21 protein-coding genes are annotated in these 18,857 nt (G+C 64.0%); 7 read left to right on the top strand and 14 right to left on the bottom strand.

Annotated features, from left to right (window positions below):
* Position 1: 1 nt before the first annotated feature.
* The 11 genes from CSQ99_RS09025 to CSQ99_RS08975 all read right to left on the bottom strand — a co-directional run bounded on the left by CSQ99_RS09025 (position 2) and on the right by CSQ99_RS08975 (position 9,278).
* Complete coding sequence (locus CSQ99_RS09025) at positions 2-196, bottom strand: ferredoxin (protein WP_099038729.1); 195 nt, start codon at positions 194-196, stop codon at positions 2-4.
* Positions 193-1,467, bottom strand: coding sequence for a cytochrome P450 (locus CSQ99_RS09020; protein ID WP_099038728.1), 1,275 nt, complete (start codon positions 1,465-1,467; stop codon positions 193-195). The genes CSQ99_RS09025 and CSQ99_RS09020 overlap by 4 nt, the downstream gene beginning before the upstream one ends.
* A 126-nt stretch (positions 1,468-1,593) precedes the next feature.
* Entirely contained in the window at positions 1,594-2,439 is an 846-nt protein-coding gene (locus tag CSQ99_RS09015) for a TauD/TfdA dioxygenase family protein (protein WP_099038727.1), read from the bottom strand.
* A 13-nt stretch (positions 2,440-2,452) separates the two neighbouring features.
* Positions 2,453-2,788 carry a hypothetical protein gene (locus CSQ99_RS09010; protein WP_099038816.1) on the bottom strand — a complete coding sequence of 112 codons (336 nt, stop codon included), beginning with the start codon at positions 2,786-2,788 and terminating at the stop codon, positions 2,453-2,455.
* A 2-nt stretch (positions 2,789-2,790) separates the two neighbouring features.
* On the bottom strand, positions 2,791-4,050 hold the full coding sequence (locus tag CSQ99_RS09005; protein ID WP_099038726.1) for an aromatic ring-hydroxylating oxygenase subunit alpha: 1,260 nt from the start codon (positions 4,048-4,050) through the stop codon (positions 2,791-2,793).
* 48 nt (positions 4,051-4,098) lie between these two features.
* Positions 4,099-4,842: an SDR family NAD(P)-dependent oxidoreductase gene (locus tag CSQ99_RS09000; RefSeq protein ID WP_099038725.1), complete on the bottom strand. Its 744-nt coding sequence runs from the start codon at positions 4,840-4,842 to the stop codon at positions 4,099-4,101.
* 19 nt (positions 4,843-4,861) lie between these two features.
* Positions 4,862-5,881 (bottom strand): ferredoxin--NADP reductase, encoded by a 1,020-nt coding sequence (locus tag CSQ99_RS08995; RefSeq protein ID WP_099038724.1) that lies wholly within the window; start codon positions 5,879-5,881, stop codon positions 4,862-4,864.
* 69 nt (positions 5,882-5,950) lie between these two features.
* Positions 5,951-6,403, bottom strand: coding sequence for a MarR family winged helix-turn-helix transcriptional regulator (locus CSQ99_RS08990; RefSeq protein ID WP_099038723.1), 453 nt, complete (start codon positions 6,401-6,403; stop codon positions 5,951-5,953).
* 22 nt (positions 6,404-6,425) lie between these two features.
* On the bottom strand, positions 6,426-7,673 hold the full coding sequence (locus CSQ99_RS08985) for a metal-dependent hydrolase family protein (RefSeq protein ID WP_176560938.1): 1,248 nt from the start codon (positions 7,671-7,673) through the stop codon (positions 6,426-6,428).
* Positions 7,670-8,011, bottom strand: a complete 342-nt coding sequence (locus CSQ99_RS08980; RefSeq protein WP_099038722.1) for a hypothetical protein — start codon at positions 8,009-8,011, stop codon at positions 7,670-7,672. Before CSQ99_RS08980 ends, CSQ99_RS08985 begins: the two co-directional genes overlap by 4 nt.
* Before the next feature lies 1 nt (position 8,012).
* Positions 8,013-9,278, bottom strand: a complete 1,266-nt coding sequence (locus tag CSQ99_RS08975; protein ID WP_099038721.1) for an aromatic ring-hydroxylating oxygenase subunit alpha — start codon at positions 9,276-9,278, stop codon at positions 8,013-8,015.
* Between the two features lie 155 nt (positions 9,279-9,433).
* Between CSQ99_RS08975 and CSQ99_RS08970 the strand changes: the two genes are divergently transcribed.
* The gene (locus CSQ99_RS08970; protein WP_099038720.1) at positions 9,434-10,225 is read left to right on the top strand and encodes an emopamil-binding protein; all 792 of its coding nucleotides are present in this window, start codon (positions 9,434-9,436) and stop codon (positions 10,223-10,225) included.
* On the opposite strand, the gene CSQ99_RS08965 is transcribed toward CSQ99_RS08970, so the two are convergent.
* Positions 10,212-10,814: a TetR/AcrR family transcriptional regulator gene (locus CSQ99_RS08965; RefSeq protein WP_099038719.1), complete on the bottom strand. Its 603-nt coding sequence runs from the start codon at positions 10,812-10,814 to the stop codon at positions 10,212-10,214. The two genes, CSQ99_RS08970 and CSQ99_RS08965, sit on opposite strands and share 14 nt — an antisense overlap.
* A gap of 98 nt (positions 10,815-10,912) precedes the next feature.
* On the opposite strand from CSQ99_RS08965, the gene CSQ99_RS08960 reads away from it, so the two are divergent.
* Genes CSQ99_RS08960 through CSQ99_RS08950 form a run of 3 tightly spaced genes read left to right on the top strand, consistent with a single transcriptional unit; the run spans position 10,913 to position 14,572 of the window.
* A complete protein-coding gene (locus CSQ99_RS08960) occupies positions 10,913-12,091 on the top strand; it encodes a spirocyclase AveC family protein (RefSeq protein WP_099038718.1) in 1,179 nt (392 codons plus the stop codon).
* The gene (locus CSQ99_RS08955; RefSeq protein WP_099038717.1) at positions 12,078-12,899 is read left to right on the top strand and encodes a CbbQ/NirQ/NorQ/GpvN family protein; all 822 of its coding nucleotides are present in this window, start codon (positions 12,078-12,080) and stop codon (positions 12,897-12,899) included. The genes CSQ99_RS08960 and CSQ99_RS08955 overlap by 14 nt, the downstream gene beginning before the upstream one ends.
* Positions 12,896-14,572 carry a nitric oxide reductase activation protein NorD gene (locus tag CSQ99_RS08950; RefSeq protein WP_099038716.1) on the top strand — a complete coding sequence of 559 codons (1,677 nt, stop codon included), beginning with the start codon at positions 12,896-12,898 and terminating at the stop codon, positions 14,570-14,572. Before CSQ99_RS08955 ends, CSQ99_RS08950 begins: the two co-directional genes overlap by 4 nt.
* A 1-nt stretch (position 14,573) precedes the next feature.
* On the opposite strand, the gene CSQ99_RS08945 is transcribed toward CSQ99_RS08950, so the two are convergent.
* Positions 14,574-15,752 carry an acyl-CoA dehydrogenase family protein gene (locus tag CSQ99_RS08945; protein ID WP_099038715.1) on the bottom strand — a complete coding sequence of 393 codons (1,179 nt, stop codon included), beginning with the start codon at positions 15,750-15,752 and terminating at the stop codon, positions 14,574-14,576.
* A 56-nt stretch (positions 15,753-15,808) separates the two neighbouring features.
* Here CSQ99_RS08945 and CSQ99_RS08940 point away from each other — a divergent pair, with 56 nt between their 5' ends.
* The 3 genes from CSQ99_RS08940 to CSQ99_RS08930 are packed head-to-tail and all read left to right on the top strand — an operon-like array spanning position 15,809 to position 18,454.
* Complete coding sequence (locus tag CSQ99_RS08940; RefSeq protein ID WP_099038714.1) at positions 15,809-16,723, top strand: NAD-dependent epimerase/dehydratase family protein; 915 nt, start codon at positions 15,809-15,811, stop codon at positions 16,721-16,723.
* A gap of 9 nt (positions 16,724-16,732) precedes the next feature.
* A complete protein-coding gene (locus tag CSQ99_RS08935; RefSeq protein WP_099038713.1) occupies positions 16,733-17,476 on the top strand; it encodes a hypothetical protein in 744 nt (247 codons plus the stop codon).
* A gap of 9 nt (positions 17,477-17,485) precedes the next feature.
* Positions 17,486-18,454, top strand: a complete 969-nt coding sequence (locus CSQ99_RS08930) for a TIGR03564 family F420-dependent LLM class oxidoreductase (RefSeq protein WP_099038712.1) — start codon at positions 17,486-17,488, stop codon at positions 18,452-18,454.
* On the opposite strand, the gene CSQ99_RS08925 is transcribed toward CSQ99_RS08930, so the two are convergent.
* On the bottom strand, positions 18,406-18,855 hold the full coding sequence (locus CSQ99_RS08925) for a VOC family protein (RefSeq protein ID WP_099038711.1): 450 nt from the start codon (positions 18,853-18,855) through the stop codon (positions 18,406-18,408). The genes CSQ99_RS08930 and CSQ99_RS08925 overlap by 49 nt on opposite strands.
* Between the last annotated feature and the right edge of the window lie 2 nt (positions 18,856-18,857).

The following is an 18,857-nucleotide window of genomic DNA, read 5'->3' as shown; positions in this document are numbered from 1 at the left end:
GTTATCCGTCGATTTCGACAATGGCTTGTTCTGGACAGTTGGCGATGGCGTCCTTGGCCGCGCTCTCGAGGTCTGCGGGTAGCTCACCCGGAGTTGCGACCGCCCAACCGTCGTCGGACATCTCGAATACCTCGGGGCACAGCGTCAAGCACATGCCGTGGCCGGCACACCGGTCTTCGTCAACGGTGACCTTCATCGGACATCGAACTCGATGTGCAGTTGGGTCAGCCCGCGCAGGATGTAGGTCGGGATGTATTGATAGTTGCGATTGCTCGCCGGGCCATGGTGTTTTTCGCTGATGCGGATGTCGGTGGTGCGGTCGAGCAGACGCTCGAGCCCGACGCGGGTTTCGGCGCGCGCCAGCGGAGCGCCGGGGCAACTGTGGATACCTCGCCCGAACGCCAGGTGCTGGCGGGCGTTCTTGCGGTCGGGGTCGAACGTGTCCGGATCCTCGAAACGGCGCGGATCACGGTTGGCCGCACCGTTGATCACCATCAGCGTGCAGCCGGCGCCGATGGCTTCCTCTCCGACGGTGGTCGGCACCCGTGACAGCCGGAAGTCACCCTTCACCGGACTCTCGATGCGCAGGCACTCCTCGATGAAGTTGCCCAGCAGACTGCGGTCCTCACGCAACCTCCGCTGGATGTCGGGCTGATCCCCCATCACCTTGAGCGCGGTGCTGAGCAACCGTACGGTCGTTTCCTGACCGGCCGAGAACACGTTGGTGGCCACCCGTACGACGTCGGCGACCTCGGGCATTGTGCCGTCCGGAAAGGTCGCCGTCGCCAGTCCGGTCAACACGTCGTCGCGGGGTTCCGCCCGCCGCTCCTCAACGTACGTTGCGAAGACTTCGTAGAGGTGCTCAAGCGGGGTCTTGTTCATCGTCTTTTCGGCATTTCCCACCGCGCTGCCGTGGGTGCCGCGTGCGAGCCGCTCGAGGAGATCGTCGCGATCCGCTTCGGGCACGCCCAGCAGGTCGGCGATGACGCGCAGCGTGAAGGGGCCGGCGAAGCCCTTGATGAACTCGCCCTCACCCGGAGCCAGGAACTCGTCGAGGATCTCGTCGGCGAGACCCCACATCGCGTCCTCGTTCTCTTTGAGGCGCTTGGGAGTGATCAGCCGCATCAACAGCGCGCGGTGATTCGTGTGTGTCGGTGGGTCCAGCGTCGGCAGTTGATCGCTGAACGGAATCTCGTCGCGGTGCTTCACGATCAGGTCGGTGACGTCGTCGCCGTCGAGCGGAACCGGAAAACCCGGGAACGGGCCGGTCACCGAGAGGCACGACGAGAACGTCTCGGCGTCGTTGTAGACGTCGACCGCCTCCTGCCAGCCGGTCACCATCGTCACGCCGTAGTGGTCCTCGCGGCTGACCGGGCACTTGTTGCGAAGTGCCTCGTAGAACGGGAACGGGTCATCCGTCAGTCGACTGTCCCGAAAGAAATCGACCGAGGTGAGGTCCTCCGTCATGCGCAACTCCGTTCACTGATCTCTGGTCACGAGAACGTGATTCTCATATGTGGGTATTAGATTTCCACAGCGGACACGTCGGCGTCAACGAGGGGGCTGTGCACCCGCACAGCGGATCAGCACCCGCTATTGGATCGGCTCGTCACCCAGCACCGTGGTTCGCAGCATCTCCCGAGGTGAATCGGGGTCGTAGGGCGCGGCCCTGTGCAAGACACCATTGTTGTCCCAGATGACGGTGTCACCGACGGACCAGCGATGGCTGTAGACGAGGTGGGGCGCAGTTGCCCGGTCGAGCAGGTCGGCCAGCAGGGCGCGCCCCTCGTCGAGGTCCATCCCAACGACGTAATCCGCCGAGGCGCCGAGCACCAGCGACCTGCGTCCACTGCGGTGCGTCCACACCAACGGATGTTCATGGGTGGGGCGGGCCCGCCAGCGCGCCACCAGTTCCCGCGAGGGGTCGGGGTTGATCCTGCGCTGCGATGCCTCCAGCGAATGCACCACCCGCAGCGACGCCAGCCGCGCCTTCTCCTGGTCGCTGAATGCCTCGTAGGCCGAGTAGGAATTCGCGAACTCCGTCTCGCCGCCACGTTCGGCCACCTGCTTGGCGGATAGCACCGTCGCCTTCTGCGGACACTCGTCGTTGGTCGGGGTGCAGCCGTCGATATGCCAGTCGAAAGTCGCGCGCAGGTAGGCCGCCGAGGCGTTCTTGGACTTGTCCAGCGTGACGGGATAGATGCCCGCGACCGGATGATGTCCGTCAGCGGAGTGGTCGATCTCGCCCAGTCTGCGGCAGAACGCCACTTGCGCCTCGGGTGTCAGGCCGAGGCCGGGGAACACCAGCACTCCGTTGTCCTCGAGCGCGTCGAGGACGGCCCTACCCAGCAGGTCATCGCTCGCGAGACGGTCGGAATCGACACCGGTGACTTCGGCGCCTACCGACGCGGTGAGCTTGTTGATGGTGAGCACACTCATGACTGTCCTGTCGTCACGGCACCGGCGCGCTGACGCGGTGCATGATCGCGTCGGCGGAGTCGGCGGGTTTCTGGGTGCCGAAGACCTCGACGGCCATCGACACCATGATCATCGAATAGACAAGGTGGAGCAGGTTCAGCGCATCCTCCGGGACATCGTCGAGCGGGAACTTGTCGCAATAGTCGATCGCCTCTTCGAAGCGGGGCGTGAACGCGTCGTAGAACTCCCGAATCTCTGGCATGGGCGTCGTCAGCCTGGTGGCCCACCGCTCGGGCTCGGTTGCCAGGCACCACTTCTCGGCAAACTGCTCGAACTCTGCGAACGCGCTCGGCAGTCGGGACTGGACCATACTCACACCTCCACCGGCCTGCGCTCGGCCTTGTACTCATCGACCCAGTCCACGGCAACTTTGTGCAGATGCCGAACCAGGATCTCCTGATCCGACAGCGGGTACTCGTCGACGACGTCGAACTCCAGCGCGGCCTGGGTGCCGCCGAGCATGCCGGCATCCTGCAACGCGAACTCCTTGAGCACCACGGAAGCGACCTCGTGTTCGATGCGTTCGCGAACGGTGCGCGCGGGGTGAAATGCGTTGTAGGCCTCGAACTTATGGGTGTTGTGCGAGGTCGGCCAGTAGCGGTACAGCAGATACCAGCCGTGGTAGATCAGGATCTCGAGGTTCGGGAAGATCTGGAAGTTGGTGATGCCCCACGGTTCGATTCCACCCGGGTTGAGGCCGGCCGACTGATGGGTCTCCGGCGTACGCCATGGGCCTACAAGTCCACTGCGGGTAGCCCTTTCAACCGGATACATGAATTCCGGGTCGAGCAGCCACCGCCGGGTGCCTGCCGTCGAGACCAACCGGTGCGGCCCGTCGATCTGGAAATGTCCGCACTCGAAAGTGGCGTTGGGCTGGCGCACCGCCGACGGAACCTGCTGCGAATGCAGCGACGGCACGTGGTAGTACTCCTGGAAGGCGTCGGCGAAGATCTTCCAGTTGCTGTTGTTCTGCGCGGTGAATTCATAACGCTCGGTCATCAATTCGAACGGATAGTCGTCGAGTGCGGTGATCGTCGGCCCGAGGAACTCCCGCAGGGTCTGACGCGGCTCGGGATCGAAGTTGATGAAGATGAACCCGTTCCACACGTCGCAGTGCACCGGCTTCAGCCCGTACTGGGCACTGTCCAGCCCGAAGAACTCACCCGCCTGCTGCACGAACGTCAGATCACCCTTGAGGTCGTAGCGCCACCCGTGGTACTTGCAGGTGAACTGACGGCAGGTGCCCTTGACCTCCTCGTTCGGATAGTCGTTCCACACCAGCTTGTTTCCGCGGTGACGGCAGATGTTGTAGAAGGCGCGGATCTGCTGATCCTTGCCTCTGACGACGATCACCGACGTCCTGGCGGCTTCGATCTCCTTGGTGAGGTAACTACCGACCCGCGGCAGTTCCTCGACGCGGGCGACGTTGAGCCACGCACGTTTGAAGACCGCCTCGCGTTCGAGTTCGTAAAACTCCGGCGAGATCGAGTCGCGGAACGAGACCGGCCCGGTGCCAAGGTCCGGGTAGTGCTCGGTCCAACTGCCCTCTGCCGGTTTGGGCCACTTAGGCATTCGAAACTCCCTGTCGTAGTTCGGCCCTCGTCCACGTGCGCGCCACCATCACATCACCGACCCACCGTTGACACCGAGCGTCTGGCCGGTGATGAATCCAGCCTCATCGGAGCACAGGAAGCCGACTGCCGCGGCGATATCGTCGCCGGTGCCTAGATGGCCGACGGGAACACTCGCGGCCATCTGCTCATTCGACGGTAGGTGTCCGGCCACCTGTCCGGCATGCTGCATCGGCGTCTCGATGGCAGATGGCGGGATGTTGTTGACCGTGATCCCGGACAGGCCGTACTCCCGCGCAAGCGATCGCGTCAAGGAGAGCAGCGCGCCTTTCGACGCGGCGTAGTGCGCCATACCCGGCGATCCGCGCTGGGCGCTGGACGACGAGATCATCACGATGCGGCCCCAGCCGGCCTTCAGCATGTCTGGCACCGCGACCTGACAGCAGTGGAATGTGCCGGTGAGATTCACGTCGATCAGCCGCTGCCAAGCACCGACGGTGATGTCTGTGAACGGCGCGAAATCCACCACGCCGGCGCTGGTCACCAAGATGTGCACCGGCCCCAACTCGGTCCGTACCTTCGCGAAGGCCTCCTCGACGGCCGAACGATCGCTGACGTCGACGGCCGCCGCAAAGGCTGTGACTCCCTCGGCGCGCAACTCCTCGCTGACCCGTTGCGCCGCTGCGCCATTGAGGTCCAGCACAGCTACGGCGTGGCCGCGCTTACCGAGTTCGTGACAGGTTGCTTCGCCCATGCCGGACGCGCCGCCGGTCACCACGGCCACCCGCGTCATCTGATCCGACCTTTCACTGTTACTCATAAACCACGTGGACCGTCTGACTCGTGGGGAGAGACTGGCATGTCAGCACCCATCCTTCGGCGACTTCGTCGTCATCGAGCGCATCGTTATTGAGCATCCTGACGCTGCCGGCGACGATGCGCCCTATACACGTTCCGCACGAACCTGTTTCGCAGGACGACGGCGCTCTCAGACCCGCCATGCGCGCGGTCTGCAGCAGAGTGTTACCCGACCGATAGTCAGCGGTGGTCTTCTTGCCGTCCAGGTCGATGACAACCACTTCGGTTGCCTGGCCGGCACTGTCGGCGAGGTCCAGCGGCACCGGCGCCACGGTGAAGCGCTCGATGTGTACACGTTGCGATCCCACACCGGATTTGGCGACCGCCTCCTGCACAGTGTCCATGAACGGTCCTGGACCGCAGATGTAGTAGTCCGCCTCGCCCACACTCGCGACAAAAGACGCGACGGCCTCTGGGGTCACCACGCCGCTGTCCTCATCGATGTGCTGCGCCACCACCAAACGGTCCGCATACTTATCGGCGAGTCGGCGCAACGCATCGGCGAATATCACCGAATCGTGACTGCGGTTGGCGTAGAACAGCCGGATGCGCCGGGAAGAATTCGCCAACGCGGTCCGGACGAGCGACATGATCGGCGTGATGCCACTACCGCCCGCGAACGCCACGATCTCGTCGGCGTTGTCGCGCAGACAGAATCGCCCATCCGGCGGGGTGGCGTGGATCTCGACGCCCTCCGACGCGGTGTCGTTGAGCCAGTTGGATACCACTCCGCCGGGGTCGCGCTTGACAGTGATCTGGAGTTCGTCTTCGGCGGGCGCGGACGACATCGAATAGCAGCGATGCAGATCCTCACCGTCCACCGTGACCCGAAGCGTCAGAAACTGGCCCGCCTGATACCGGAACCTTGCCGAGCAATGCTCGGGTACCTCCAGCACCAGTGAGACGGCATCGCTGGTCTCGCGCACCACTCGCTTGACGCGGAGTGCGGCGAAGTCTTCTGCCCGATCTGACATCGAGGTCCAGAGTATCAAGTACTTGTCATTAGTATCAAGCACTTTATACTCCCCTTTCGTCGGGTGGTTTCAGTCGCCGATGTGATCGTTGAACAGCGTGTGTCCCGTGCCTTTCTCCACTACACGTGCCAAAAGGTCACGCAGTGTTTGTTGCTCCTCCGACGTCAAGACCCCGAAGACCGCCTCATGGGCCGCGATCGCGTCGCTGACGACCGCCGATGCGACTTTCCTCCCCCGCCCGGTGAGATAGGCCTGCAGGATCCTCGCGTGTTGCGGGTCCTGCTTGCGCTCCACCAGGCCGCGACGCTCGAGTTCCTTGAGTGCGAGTTGCACCCCCTGCGGCGTGATCAACAACCGGCGCGCGAGTTGGGCGCCAGATAGTCCGGGCTCGTTGGCCAACTGGCGCAGGATGCCGATCTGCGCGGTGCTGACGCCGTGCTGACTGACCGCGTCGTTGACCGCCGTCAGCGAGAAGTACCAGGCCTGCTTGAGATGCCAGAGCAGATTGTCCGCCAGTTCCATGCTTGGGTCAGATGCCATGGCGCTACTTCCCGTCGTGTCTGTAGACGCGGCCGTCCTTCATCACGAATCGCACATCGAGTGTGGTGGCGATGTCGCGTGACGGGTCGCCCGGCACGGCGACGATGTCGGCGAGGTAACCCGGTGCGAGACGGCCTAATTCATTCTCGGCTTCGATGAGCTCGGCACTCGTGACCGTCGCCGCGCGGATCGCCTGCATCGGAGTCATGCCGCGGTCGACCAGCGCACACAATTCCTTGGCGTTCTGCCCGTGCGGTATCGCCGGGGCGTCGGTCCCGCAGGCGATGCGCACACCTGCCGCAATCGCCTTGGGCAGCATCGCCTGTGCTTGCGGGAAGACGACTTCGGCCTTCTTGCGAAGCTCTGGGGCAATCCGATCAATGGCCATCGCCTCGGTGAGATAGGTGGTCGACACCAGGAACGTGCCGGTATCGGCCATCAGCTTGATCGTGTCGTCGGTGGCGAGGAAGCCGTGTTCGATGCAATCGATGCCCGCGCGGATGCACGCACGGATGGCGCTGTCCCCCACCGCATGCGCGGCCACCCGGACCCCTGCGCGGTGGGCTTCGTCAGCGATAGCGGCGAACTCGTCGTCGGAGTACTGCTGCGCTCCTGGCGCTGTGCTGTGCGACATGACACCGCCCGACGCGGACACCTTGATCAGCTTTGCCCCGTGGCGGACCTGATATCGCACACACGCGCGGACTTCGTCGACGCCATTTGCGATCCCCTCGGCGACCGACAGCGGCATGATGCCCGGAGCCAGGCGCTGGAACACCGTGGGATCGAGATGCCCGCCGTAGGGTGTCACCGCATGCCCGGCCGCGTAGATCCGAGGGCCGACATGCCAACCCTGGTCGACGGCTCGCTGCAGGGCGACGTCAAGAAGATAGCCGCCCGTCTTGACCATCAATCCCAGATTGCGCACCGTGGTGAAGCCGGCTTCCAGCGTGGTGCGCGCGTTCACCGCACCACGGAGCGTGCGGTAGGCGGGGTCGTCCTGCACGCCGTGCATCGGGTTCGGCAGCCCTTCCGGACCGCCGGGACCGCCGATGAGCAGGTTGAGTTCCATATCCATCAGACCGGGCAGCAAGGTGACGTCACCCAAGTCGATGTCTTCGTCCGGATTCTGTGGCTCATCAACGGGATTGACCGCAGAGATCCGGTCTCCGTCCACGACCATCACGGCTGGCGACCGCACCTCGCCGGCCTCCACATCGGCCCACCGCGATGCGCGTAAGACGATCGTCACGGCACGGGCTCTGACACGCAGTCCAGCGTCGTCGCGCCCGAGTCGGGAACCTTCGGCTGCTTCCAGCACTCGACCGGAAACGACGCCTGGATCATCGAATAAAGTAGGTGCATCAGGTTGAGCACATCGTCGGGCAGGTCGTCCAGTGCGAACTTGTCGCAGTAGGCGATGGCTTCCTCGGCACGCGCGGTGATCGCATCGTAAAAGGCCTGCATCTCCTGCATCGGAGTGTCCAGCCTCTTGGCGTAACGCTCGGCCTCTGTACCCAGACACCAGTCCGAGTACTCCTCGAGGTCGGCGAACTCGGTTGGCAGCCTGTGTGATTCAGCGGTTGTCATGTCACACCACCGCGGTCTTGCGTCGGTACTCCTCCACCCACGCCGCGGTCTCGGCGTGGAGATGACGGATGAGCACCTCCTGGTCACAGAGGAGGAAGTTGTCGAGAACGCGTGACTCGACCATCGTCTGAGTGGCTTCGAGGGTGTTGGCGTCCTGCAGCCCGTACTCCTTGAAGGACACTGCGGCCAGTTCCTGCGCAATGCGCTCACGTGGTGTTCTCGCTTGCGGAAAGTACACCGTTCCCTCGAAGAGGTGCGTGTTGTGCGACGTCGGCCAGTAGTGATAGGTCAGGTACCAGCCCTGCCCCCAGAACAGGATCACGAAATTCGGGAACAACTGGAATGAATCCAGCCCCCACGGATCACATTTCGCGGGGTTGAGACCCACCGGCATCTCGCCGAGATCCGGCTGGTCCCACGGCCCGAAAAGCCCGCTCTGACAGATGTCTTCGATCGGTTTGCGCATCTCGTCGGCCATCTCCCAGGCTCGGATACCTGAGGTGCTGACCAGCCGATGCGGGCCCTCGATGCGGTAGTGCGGCGCCTCGAACCCCGCTTCCGCCGCGGCCTTGGAATAAGCGGTCGGCGACTGGTTCGCATGGAGCACGGGTGCGTGGTAGAACTCCTGAAACGCGTCCATGTAGAGCTTCCAGTTGGCCTTGACTTCGGAGCGGTAGTAGAACCGCGATGTCATCCGGTCAAATGGATAGCCTTCGAGGTTCGTGATCATCGGCCCGAGGAAGTCACGGAGCGACTGCTCGGGTTCGGGCGCGAAGTTGACGAAGATGAAGCCCTCCCACACCTCGCAGTGCACGGGCACCAGACCGTATCGGCTCTTGTCGAGGTCGAAGAACTCCCCCTCCTGCTGCACGAACGTGAGATTCCCGTCGAGGTCGTAACGCCACGCGTGGTATTTACAGGTGAACTGGCGGCACACCCCGCTCGTCTCTTCCAGCGGCATGTCGTTCCACACCAGCTTGTTGCCGCGGTGACGGCAGATGTTGTGGTACGCCTTGACTTCTCCGTTGGTCGTGCGCACCACGATGATGGAGGTGTTGACGACCTTGAGTTCCTTCGTGAAGTAGCTACCCTTGCGCGGAATCTGTTCGACGCGACCGACGTTCAGCCATGCGCGCCGGAAGACAGCTTTGCGCTCGACTTCGTAGAACTCGGGGTCCACCGAGTCCTCGTAGGACACGGGACCGGTCCCCAATTGCGGATAGTGCTCTGTCCAACTGCCTTCGGGTGGTTTGGGGAATCGCGCCATCGCCTGTTCCTGTCGATATCGCTGGGGCGTGCACGCGGAGCGCAAAGATGCCGTGCACGCGACGAGCAATTCTTATGGGCCCTGTAGCTGTGACGGTATATGGTCAATACCGCAATCGCAAGTAGTTGATACAGAAGATGGCAGGCCACGTGGGGATGACAAGCACCTCTGAACGCGAACCGAACTTCGCCCAACCATGGGCGCCCCATCGAGCGCGAATCTATCTCGGGGTCGCGATATTCACCGCCGCGGTGTTCATTCTGATGACCATCGCAATCAGTCTCGGACTCATCCCGCCGTCGTTCACCGTCGATGTCATCGCGAACCTGCTGTTCGGCATTCCGGTGATCCTGCTGCCGTTCGTCATCCTCTGGGATGCGCCGGGCGAGAAACGGTCTCGGCTCGACAAGGCCGCGGAACTCACGCTGTTCTACCTGCCCTACACAGCGTTCAGTCAGATCGGGTACGAATTGATGTTCCTGATCGGCCATCCGCTCGGAATGTGGGCGCCGACCACCGACCCCGGATGGAAATGGCTGTGGTGGCAGTACGGGTTGGCCGATACCCGCTATGTCAGCGGCAACCCATGGATGTTCGCCCTGGAGGTCGTCGGGGTCACCACCGGCATCGTCGTCATCACCATGTGGACGCGACTCATCCGGCCGAATCTGGAGACCGAGTCACGCATCCGGTGCCTGTGGGTGACGTTCGCCGGCATCGCGGTGCTGATGAGCAGCACTGCGGTGTATTTCCTGGCCGAGGTGGGCGCCGGGTTCAACGACATCGGACAAGGCGCATACGGGCTGTGGTTCAAGTTCATCGGCGAGAACATTCCGTTCATCGCCCTGCCGCCGCTGGTCCTGTACTCGATCCACCTCCAGATCGACTACCTGACCCGGCGGGCGGGGGCTCGAACTCCGGAAGCGGTGCGCGTCAAGGCAATTTGATTGCCGAGGTGTACATCTCGATGATCGGCCGGTAGAGGTCGACGTCGTCGAGTTCGCTGCCGAGCACCACCGCATCACTGGTGGCGACGAGCACCTGAGCGAAGGTCAACGGCGGGATCAGCAGGGTGCCCCCCAGCCGGTCCATACCTTCGACGATGAACTTCGCCAACGCTTCGACCACTTCTTGCCTTTTGGCAGCCACCCGGTCCCGCGCTTCGGGATTGCGCAACAGGTAGAGCGTGAACTCGTGACCAAGCGCAGCGTGCTCGGCGCCGCGATCGCGGCTCAACGTGCGCCATCGCTTCGCGATCTCCTCGAATTCGCGCGCGCCGACCTGCTTCGCCGACGCCATCACCTCGGCGAAGTTGTCGAAATAGCGACGCCAGTACCGGTCGCTCACCGCCAGGAAGAGCTCTTCCTTGGTCGCGAAGTGTTTGTAGATGGCGCCCTTGGTGTAACCCGCCGCGCGTGCGATGTCATCGAGACTTGCTGAGGTGAAACCCTTTTCGGCGAACACTTCTTCGGCGGCATCGAGCAGCAGTACGCGGGTGTGTTCGATGCGTCGTTCGCGCGTCCACCGCTCCACCATGACGGAAGTCTGCCACAGAATCTGAGAAACCCATTGGATACTCAGATACTGCCTGGTATCTTTCCGGCCATGTCCCTATCGCCGAGCCAGGAGACCTCGTGAGCGAATTGTCGAAGAAGTCCCCGGCCACCGAATCGACGAGTCGCACCGCGGTCCTCGGCACGGAGATCCCGCGTTCATCGAACGCCATCAAGATCTGGGCGACGGTCGGCGGCGTGTTCCTGGCGCTGACCCTGTACTTGTTCATCCGGTGGGTTTCCGGACCCTTCTTCGAGCCGGTGGCGGGCGGCCCGAGCGAGCCACCGCTGTACATGAAGATCCCGTTGATGGCCAATGCCGTCGTGCTCTGGATCGGCCTGCCGTTCGCGCTCTGGTTCTTCCTCATTCGACCCTGGTGGCGGGAGAGGCGCATCACTCTCGACGGCATGCTGTTGGTGTCGATGGGCCTGATGATGTTTCAGGATCCGATGCTCAACTACTACAGCACCTGGTGCACGTACAACGCGTGGCTGTTCAACCAGGGTTCCTGGGCACCGTACTTTCCCGGGTGGGTGGCACACGAAGAGCCGGGCCACACGGTGCCCGAGCCGCTGCTGACCAACATCCCGGGCTACATGTACGGCGTCCTGCTGCTCACCATCGTCGGATGCGCGGTCATGCGCAAGATCAAGAACCGTTGGCCGGGAATCAGCAATCTACGGCTGATCCTGGTCACCTATGCGATCGCGATCGTCTTCGACTTCATCATGGAGGGCCTCATCCTCCTGCCGATCGGCTTCTACTCCTACCCCGGCGCAATCCAGTCGTTGTCGATCAACGCCGGCACCTACTACCAATATCCGATCTACGAAGGCTTCATGTGGGGTGGTGTCCAGGCGGCGCTCTGTTGCCTGCGCTTCTTCACCGATGACCGAGGTCGCACTGTGGTCGAACGCGGACTGGACGGCATCCGCGGCGGAGTCGTCAAACAACAGTTCATTCGCTTCCTGGCGATCTTCGGCGGTGTCAGCGCGTGCTTCTTCCTCTTCTACAACGTGCCCGCGACCTGGCTCGGCATGCACGGCGATCCGTGGCCGGAGGATGTACAGAAGCGCTCGTACTTCAACCCGGGCATCTGCGGCGAGGGGACCGACCGACCCTGCCCGAATCCTGATCTGCCCCTGCCAACCAAGCATTCGGGATACATCAATCACGACGGTGAACTCGTGCTACCGGAAGGGGTGGAGATCCCGCCGGTAGTGCCGATTCAACGCGCGAACAGCGATGACGGTCAGTAAGTTGCGACCGATCGTCGAAACGGATTCACCGGCGCCGTTCTACCGCGCGGTCGGTGACGAGGTCGAGGTCTTCCTGGCGGCGGCCCGCCGCGGTTCGCCAGTGCTGCTCAAAGGACCCACCGGTTGCGGAAAGACCCGGTTCGTCGAGGCGATGGCTCACGAACTCGGTCGTGAGCTCATCACCGTCGCCGGCCACGAGGACATGACCTCGGCAGATCTGGTCGGTCGCTTCCTACTCAAGGGCGGTGAAACCCTCTGGGTGGACGGGCCCTTGACGCGGGCCGTGCGTGACGGCGCGATCTTCTATCTGGACGAGATCGTGGAAGCGCGGCAGGACACCACTGTGGTGATCCACCCGCTGGCCGACCACCGCCGTGAGCTTCCCATCGATCGGCTCGGCACGACGTTGCCTGCAGCGCAAGGGTTTCAGTTGGTCGTCTCGTACAATCCCGGATACCAGAGCGTCCTGAAGAACCTCAAGGAGTCGACGCGCCAGCGGTTCATTGCGATCGAACTCGGGTTTCCGCCTGCGGAGATCGAGACGGAGGTGGTGGCGCGCGAAGCCGGCGTCGACGCCGATACCGCACGTGCTCTCGTCCAGCTGGGCAACGCGATTCGCAACCTCGACGGCTCACCGTTGCGCGAGGTCTCATCGACGCGGATGTTGGTTCTCGCTGGTGGCCTAGTCGCCGAGGGCCTGAACCTGCGCAGTGCGGTCCAGTCAGCGGTCGTGCAGGTCCTGTCCGACGACGCGGATGTCGTCCGGGCGCTCGGCGAACTCGTCGACGCCGTCCTGCCCAAACGGTGAGCCCATCCAGCCCGGAACGGTTCCGGATCGTCGCCTCGTTCATTGCGGGCCGGTCGCTTGACATCGCCGAGGCACCCGCCGGCCAGAGCGCGCACACCAGCGGCAGGCTCATCTTGGTTTCGGCCGGCGCACCCGTCGAGCAGCAGCGCCGCGAGGTGCTCGTCCAAAGTGCGCTGCTCGGTGCGGGCAGTCTTGATGTGGGCTTGCTCAAGGGTTTACGGGGCCGACCGTCGGTAGCACGGCGATACCTGGCTCTGGAGGGCCGGCGAGTGCTGCGCGACCTCGCCGACCGGTTGCCTGGCACCGACGTGAATCCTGACGAGGACCCCGCCACTGCGACGGCCGACGAGTCACTCGATCTGGCGCGGACCCGCAGGAACATCGCCGATGCGCCGCCGTGGTTTGGCGCGCTCAGACCGTCGCTGCTGTTGAGGTCACCGGGAGATGCCGGCTCGTCCCCGAATGATGGAGATATGCGTCTGGAGTTCACCGCCGCGGAACCGGCTGAGGACGACGAAGACAACGAAAGCGACGACCCCACGCAGAGAAGCAAGATCCTGAAGATATTCGAGACGCCGGTCGTCACGACGGATGCGGTCGCGAACTTCCTGCGCAAGATCCTGGGCAGCTCGCGCTCGGAGGGCAGCAGCGACACCGCAGGTAGCGAAATGCAGATCCGCTCCGTCCGACGGACACCGTCGGCAGGTCCGAACGCCCGACCGCTTCCCACCAGGATCCGCTTCATCGACGACGGCAAGCCCGGTGCGGCAGTGGGCATCGGCGGAGCGCTACATCCGGAGTGGGACGTCTTCGGCAACCGGTACCGGCCCGACTGGTGCCGCGTCATCGCGTTTCCCCTGACGTCGGCCGCGGATGTGAGCTCGGCCGGTGTGACGCAGGACGACGTACTCCGGCGGCGGTTGTCTCGCATCGGTCTCGGCCCGAAGGTGTTGCGCGCCAGACCTGATGGCGACGAGCTGGACATCGAGGCGCTCATCGACCTGTTCGTCGATCTGCGCTCCGGATATTCACCGCCGGAACATGTGTATACCGAACGCCGCAAGCTGGCTCGCCATCTGGGCGTGCTCATTCTGCTCGACGCGTCCGGTTCGGCCACCGATACCGACTCCGAAGGCCTTGCTGTACACGAACATCAGCGGCGGGCGGCGGCGACTCTAGCCGCCACGCTCGAAGAGCTCGGTGACCGCGTCGCCGTCTACGCGTTCCGCTCACACGGCAGGCATGCCGTCCACCTACCCGCCATCAAGACCTTCGACCAACGGTTCGGTGCCGTCGGTCGGGCCCGGCTCAACCAACTTCGACCGTCGGGATACACGCGTCTCGGCGCCGGCATCCGTGGCGCAGGCGAGATCCTGAAGAATGATGCGGGTACCCCGAATCGGCTGCTGGTCGTCCTTTCGGACGGATTTCCGTACGACGATGGCTACGAAGGCCACTATGCGGAAGCCGACGCCAATAAGGCACTCGAAGAGCTGCGCACGGACGGCGTTGCCTGCCTTTGCCTTTCCATCGGATCCGACGCTGCCACCGATGCACTCGAACGCGTCTTCGGCTCCGCCGGCCATGCCAGCGCCGCGGTGCTGGCCGACTTGAGCCCGCGCATGGACGAGTTGTTTCTGGGCGCGCTTCGGGAACTCGCCGTGCCGAGGTGACTCAGCGCGCGGGAAGTCCCAACACGTGCTGGGCGATGATGTTGCGCTGAATCTCCGAGGTACCGCCCGCAATCGTCCCGGCGAAGCTGCCGATGTAGCGTGCGAACCAGCCCGCGGTGAATTGGCCCGGGCTATAGGGGTTGTACGGCGCGGTCATCGCCGGATCTTGCAGGCTGACGGCGCCGGTCGCGTCCAGCACGTGGCGATAGGCACCCTGTTCGGCCTCCGAACCCAGCACTTTGAGCACCGACAGCGCCGCGGTCGCACCCTCACCGCGGGCGGCCCGCGCCAGCGCAGCGGACCCGAGCAGACGTAGAGCCTCGTGGTCCATGGCGATCGTGGCGTAGCGATCGCGGTTCAAATCGCCGACTGGCCGATAGCTTTCGAGCGTCTGGCCCAATCGGTCGGAGAACGACATCCACATCATCGTGCGTTCGTGACCCAGCGATCCATTGGCCACCTGCCATCCAGCGTGCAACGGCCCCACCAGATTGGCCGCAGGGACCGTCACGTCGGAGAAGAAGACCTCGTTGAAGTCGAGGTCGTCGCGGCGGTACACCGACGCGAACGGTCGGCGCTCCACCCCCGGCGAGTCGGTGGGGATGATGAGCGCGCTGATGCCTTTGTGTTTGGGCGCATCCGGGTCGGTCCGGACGAACGTGAGGATGACGTCCGCATCATGCGCGCCCGAGGTCCAGACCTTCTGACCGTTGACGACGAAGTGGTCGCCGTTGAGGACGGCGCGCGTCGTCAACCCCGCCAGATCCGACCCCGCGCCCGGTTCACTCATGCCCAGCGATGCCGACATCTCGGCGCGCAGGATGGGCACCGCCCACCGCCGCTTCTGGTCCTCGGTACCGAAGGAAAGCAACGACGCGGCAATGATGCCGACACCCTGCGGGTTGAACGCGTGATAAATACGGCGTCGCGCGAGTTCTTCGCGGTGGACGAACTGTTCGAGGATGCCTGCGTTGCGACCGCCGAACTCGGGCGGATTACCCGGAAGCAACCACCCGTGGTCGAACTGCAGACGCTGCCACCGGCGCGACCACTCCGGCACGTGCGATGTCGAACGGGACCGCTCGGTCGCGGCCTCGGCCTCGGGCGGCAAGTGCTCGTCGAGGAATCTGACGAACTCCTCGCGAAACGCCTCGACCTCGGCGTCGAAGGTGAGCTGCACGAATCAACAGTATCAAGTACTTAACATTTGGTTCGTGGTGCGCTATGACTGGAAGGATGCTCGATTCAGAGAAGATCCTGATCACCGGCGCGACGGGCAAGATCGCATTCCCGATCGCGCGGGCGCTGGCGCAGCGCAACGAGGTGTGGGGTGCGGCTCGACTCAGGAATCCGGGCGATCGCGACAAGCTCACGGCCGCAGGAATCACCCCGGTCGCACTCGACATGAGCCTCGGTGACTTCTCAGCGTTGCCCGCCGATTTCACGTACGTGTTCCACGCGGCCGTCGATACCGGCTCAGACGACTGGCGGCAATGCGTCGACACCAACGCACAGAAGTCCGGCGAACTGTTGTACCACTGCCGCGCCGCAAAGGGTTTCGTCTTCTGCTCCACGGGCTCGGTCTACGGATATCAGGGACAACGGCCGCTACGGGAGTCCGATCCGCCCGGTGTTCCACTCCGCCCGAACTACAGCTTCTCCAAGATCGCCGCCGAGGCGGTCTGCACGTGGATCGCCAAGCAGTACGACATACCGCTGACGATCATCCGTATCTGCTCGACCTACGGACCCGAGGGCGGTGCACCTGCCGACCGGTTGGCCATGATGCTGGCACACAAGCCAATTCGACTCCATCCCGATAGACCCAACAACTACAACCCGATCTACGAGGACGACTACGTCGAGTTGGGCATCCGCGCGATGGAGGTCGCGGCGACACCGCCGATCGTGGTGAATTGGGCCGGCAGCGAGACGGTCAGCGCCGAGGACTACTGCGCCTACCTGGGTGAGCTCGTCGGTGTCGAACCGATCTTCACCTACACTGCCGACGCGCACACCCCGTTATGGCCCGACGTCACGTACATGCACGAGATACTCGGGGTAACCAAGGTGGGATGGCGCGACGGGTTCCGGCGCATGATCGCCGCTCGTCATCCTGACATCGCACTACTCGAACCCCCGGCGCCGTAAGGACATCCGATGGAACTGCCCGGCACACCGTCCGACGAGATCGACGACGTCCTGGCCACCGGCCGTGGCGACATCACCACCTTGTTCGTATCGATGGCCACCCGGCACCCCGACGGGGCTGACGCCGAGTACCTCCGCTGGCACACCCTCGATCACCGTCCCGAACAGCACCGGCTGTCGGCGGTGCGCGCTTCCCTCCGGTTGGTGTCCACACCCGCGTGCCGCGCAGCCCGCGCAGCGGAGACCGGCCCCTATTCCGCGATCGACCACGTCATGACGTACTTCTTCACCGACCCCGGCGGCATGGACGGCTTTCTCGCACTGGCGAAGGCGCTCATCGGTGGCAAGCGCAAGCTTCCGCTGCTGCCGCCGGTTGAACGCGGCGTCTACGACGTGCAGCGCAAGTCGTCCGCACCACGCGTCAAGGTCGGCGCCGACGTGCTGCCGTGGTGGCCGGTCAAGGGCGTGTACCTGCTGCTCGAACGCGGCGATGCGCGGCCAGATTCGTTACTCGCCGTCGACGGCGTGGCGGGAGTCTGGTCGGCGACGACGCTTGATGTCGATGCGAGGCTGGCGAGCGCACAGGTGGGCCAAACGATCACGTACTGCTTTCTCGACGACGACCCGCTGTCCACGGCGGAGAGGTTGGGACCGGTGTTGACGTCGCGATGGGGCCGGGGCGGCGTCGCACCGCTGCTGGCCGCTCCCTTCTACCTCGTCGTACCGCACGAATGGGATCGCTATGTGCCGTAGGAGGCTTTCATGCGGATCGGCTTGATGATCGGCTCTGACAAGGAACGCTCGCGCGCCGATCGGCTGGCCGGGCTTCTCCACGACGGAAAAGCCGCCGAGAGCGACGGTTTCGCGTCGTTCTGGATTCCCCAGGTGCCCGGCTACCTCGATGCGATGACAGCCGTCGCTCTACTCGGTCAGGTCACCGACCGCATCGAGATCGGCACAGCGGTGGTGCCCATCCAGACCCGGCACCCGCTCATCATGGCGCAGCAGGCGCTGACCACGCAGGTGGCCTGCTCCGGGCGGTTCACGCTCGGAATCGGGCCGTCACACCACTGGATCATCGCCGACCAACTCGGACTGCCCTACGACAAGCCGGCACTGCTGGTGCGCGACTACCTCGACGTGCTGGATGCGGCGTTCGCCGGTCCCGGTCCGATTGCAGTGGACAACAACAACTTCCGCGTGCACAGCCCGGTGGACGTCACCGAGGACTTCGACATGGGCGTGCTGGTCGCCGCGCTCGGACCCGCGATGCTGCGGATCGCAGGCGAACGCACTGGAGGAACCATCCTGTGGATGGCCGACGAACGAGCCATCGGCGACTATGTGGTGCCGCGCATCATGGACGCGGCGAACGCCGCCGGGCGCACCAAGACCCGCGTCGTGGCGGGTGTGCCTGTCGCACTCTGTTCGAGCAGCGAGGTCGATGCTGCCCGTGAATACGCCAGCGAGGTGCTCGGTCATGCCGACTTCTCCCCCAACTACGTCCGACTGCTCGAGCACGGCGACGCCGAAGACGTCGGGGACACCATGGCCGCGGGTGACGAATCGGCTGTCCTCGCGCGCCTGCGCAGCTACCGCGATGCCGGTGTCACCGATCTGGCCGTTCGAGTGGTGCCGCTGGGCCAGGATGCGGACGCTCGCAGCGCCGCTCGGCGCCGCACTCAGGAGTTCGTCGCCTCGTTGGTGGAAGAGTTGGCTTCTGGCGCATAGGCGCCCATGAACTCCATGGGCACGCCGCCCATGGTGCAGAAGAACAGGTCGACGCCCGGAATACCTGTGTCCAGTGCGGTGACATCGTCGGCGAACGTACTCGCCTTTTCCATAGCGCTCCCGAAGTCGTCGGTCATGAACGACAGCGCGGCAAGGCCCTCGGGCGCGATGTCGCGCAGGTGTGGCGGAACGTCGAGCACCTCGACCAGACCTGCGTCGCCGCTTCCGAGCATGGTGACATCGGCTCCGTCGGACGGCGGCCAGCCCAGCGTCTTCTCGAGGATCTCCCCCGGCACTCGCATCTGGAACTGGACCTCCATACCGACGACATCGGTCAGGAACGCAACGAACGTCTGCGCCGAATGGCTGCGCATCACCACGTGATGCAGGTGGGCAGGCACCG

Origin of the sequence: Mycobacterium neglectum, assembly GCF_002591975.1 — a bacterium.
GTDB classification, from domain to species: domain Bacteria; phylum Actinomycetota; class Actinomycetes; order Mycobacteriales; family Mycobacteriaceae; genus Mycobacterium; species Mycobacterium neglectum.
The sequence above is the reverse complement of the archived record's forward strand: the minus strand, read 5'-3'. Positions and strand labels throughout refer to the sequence as shown.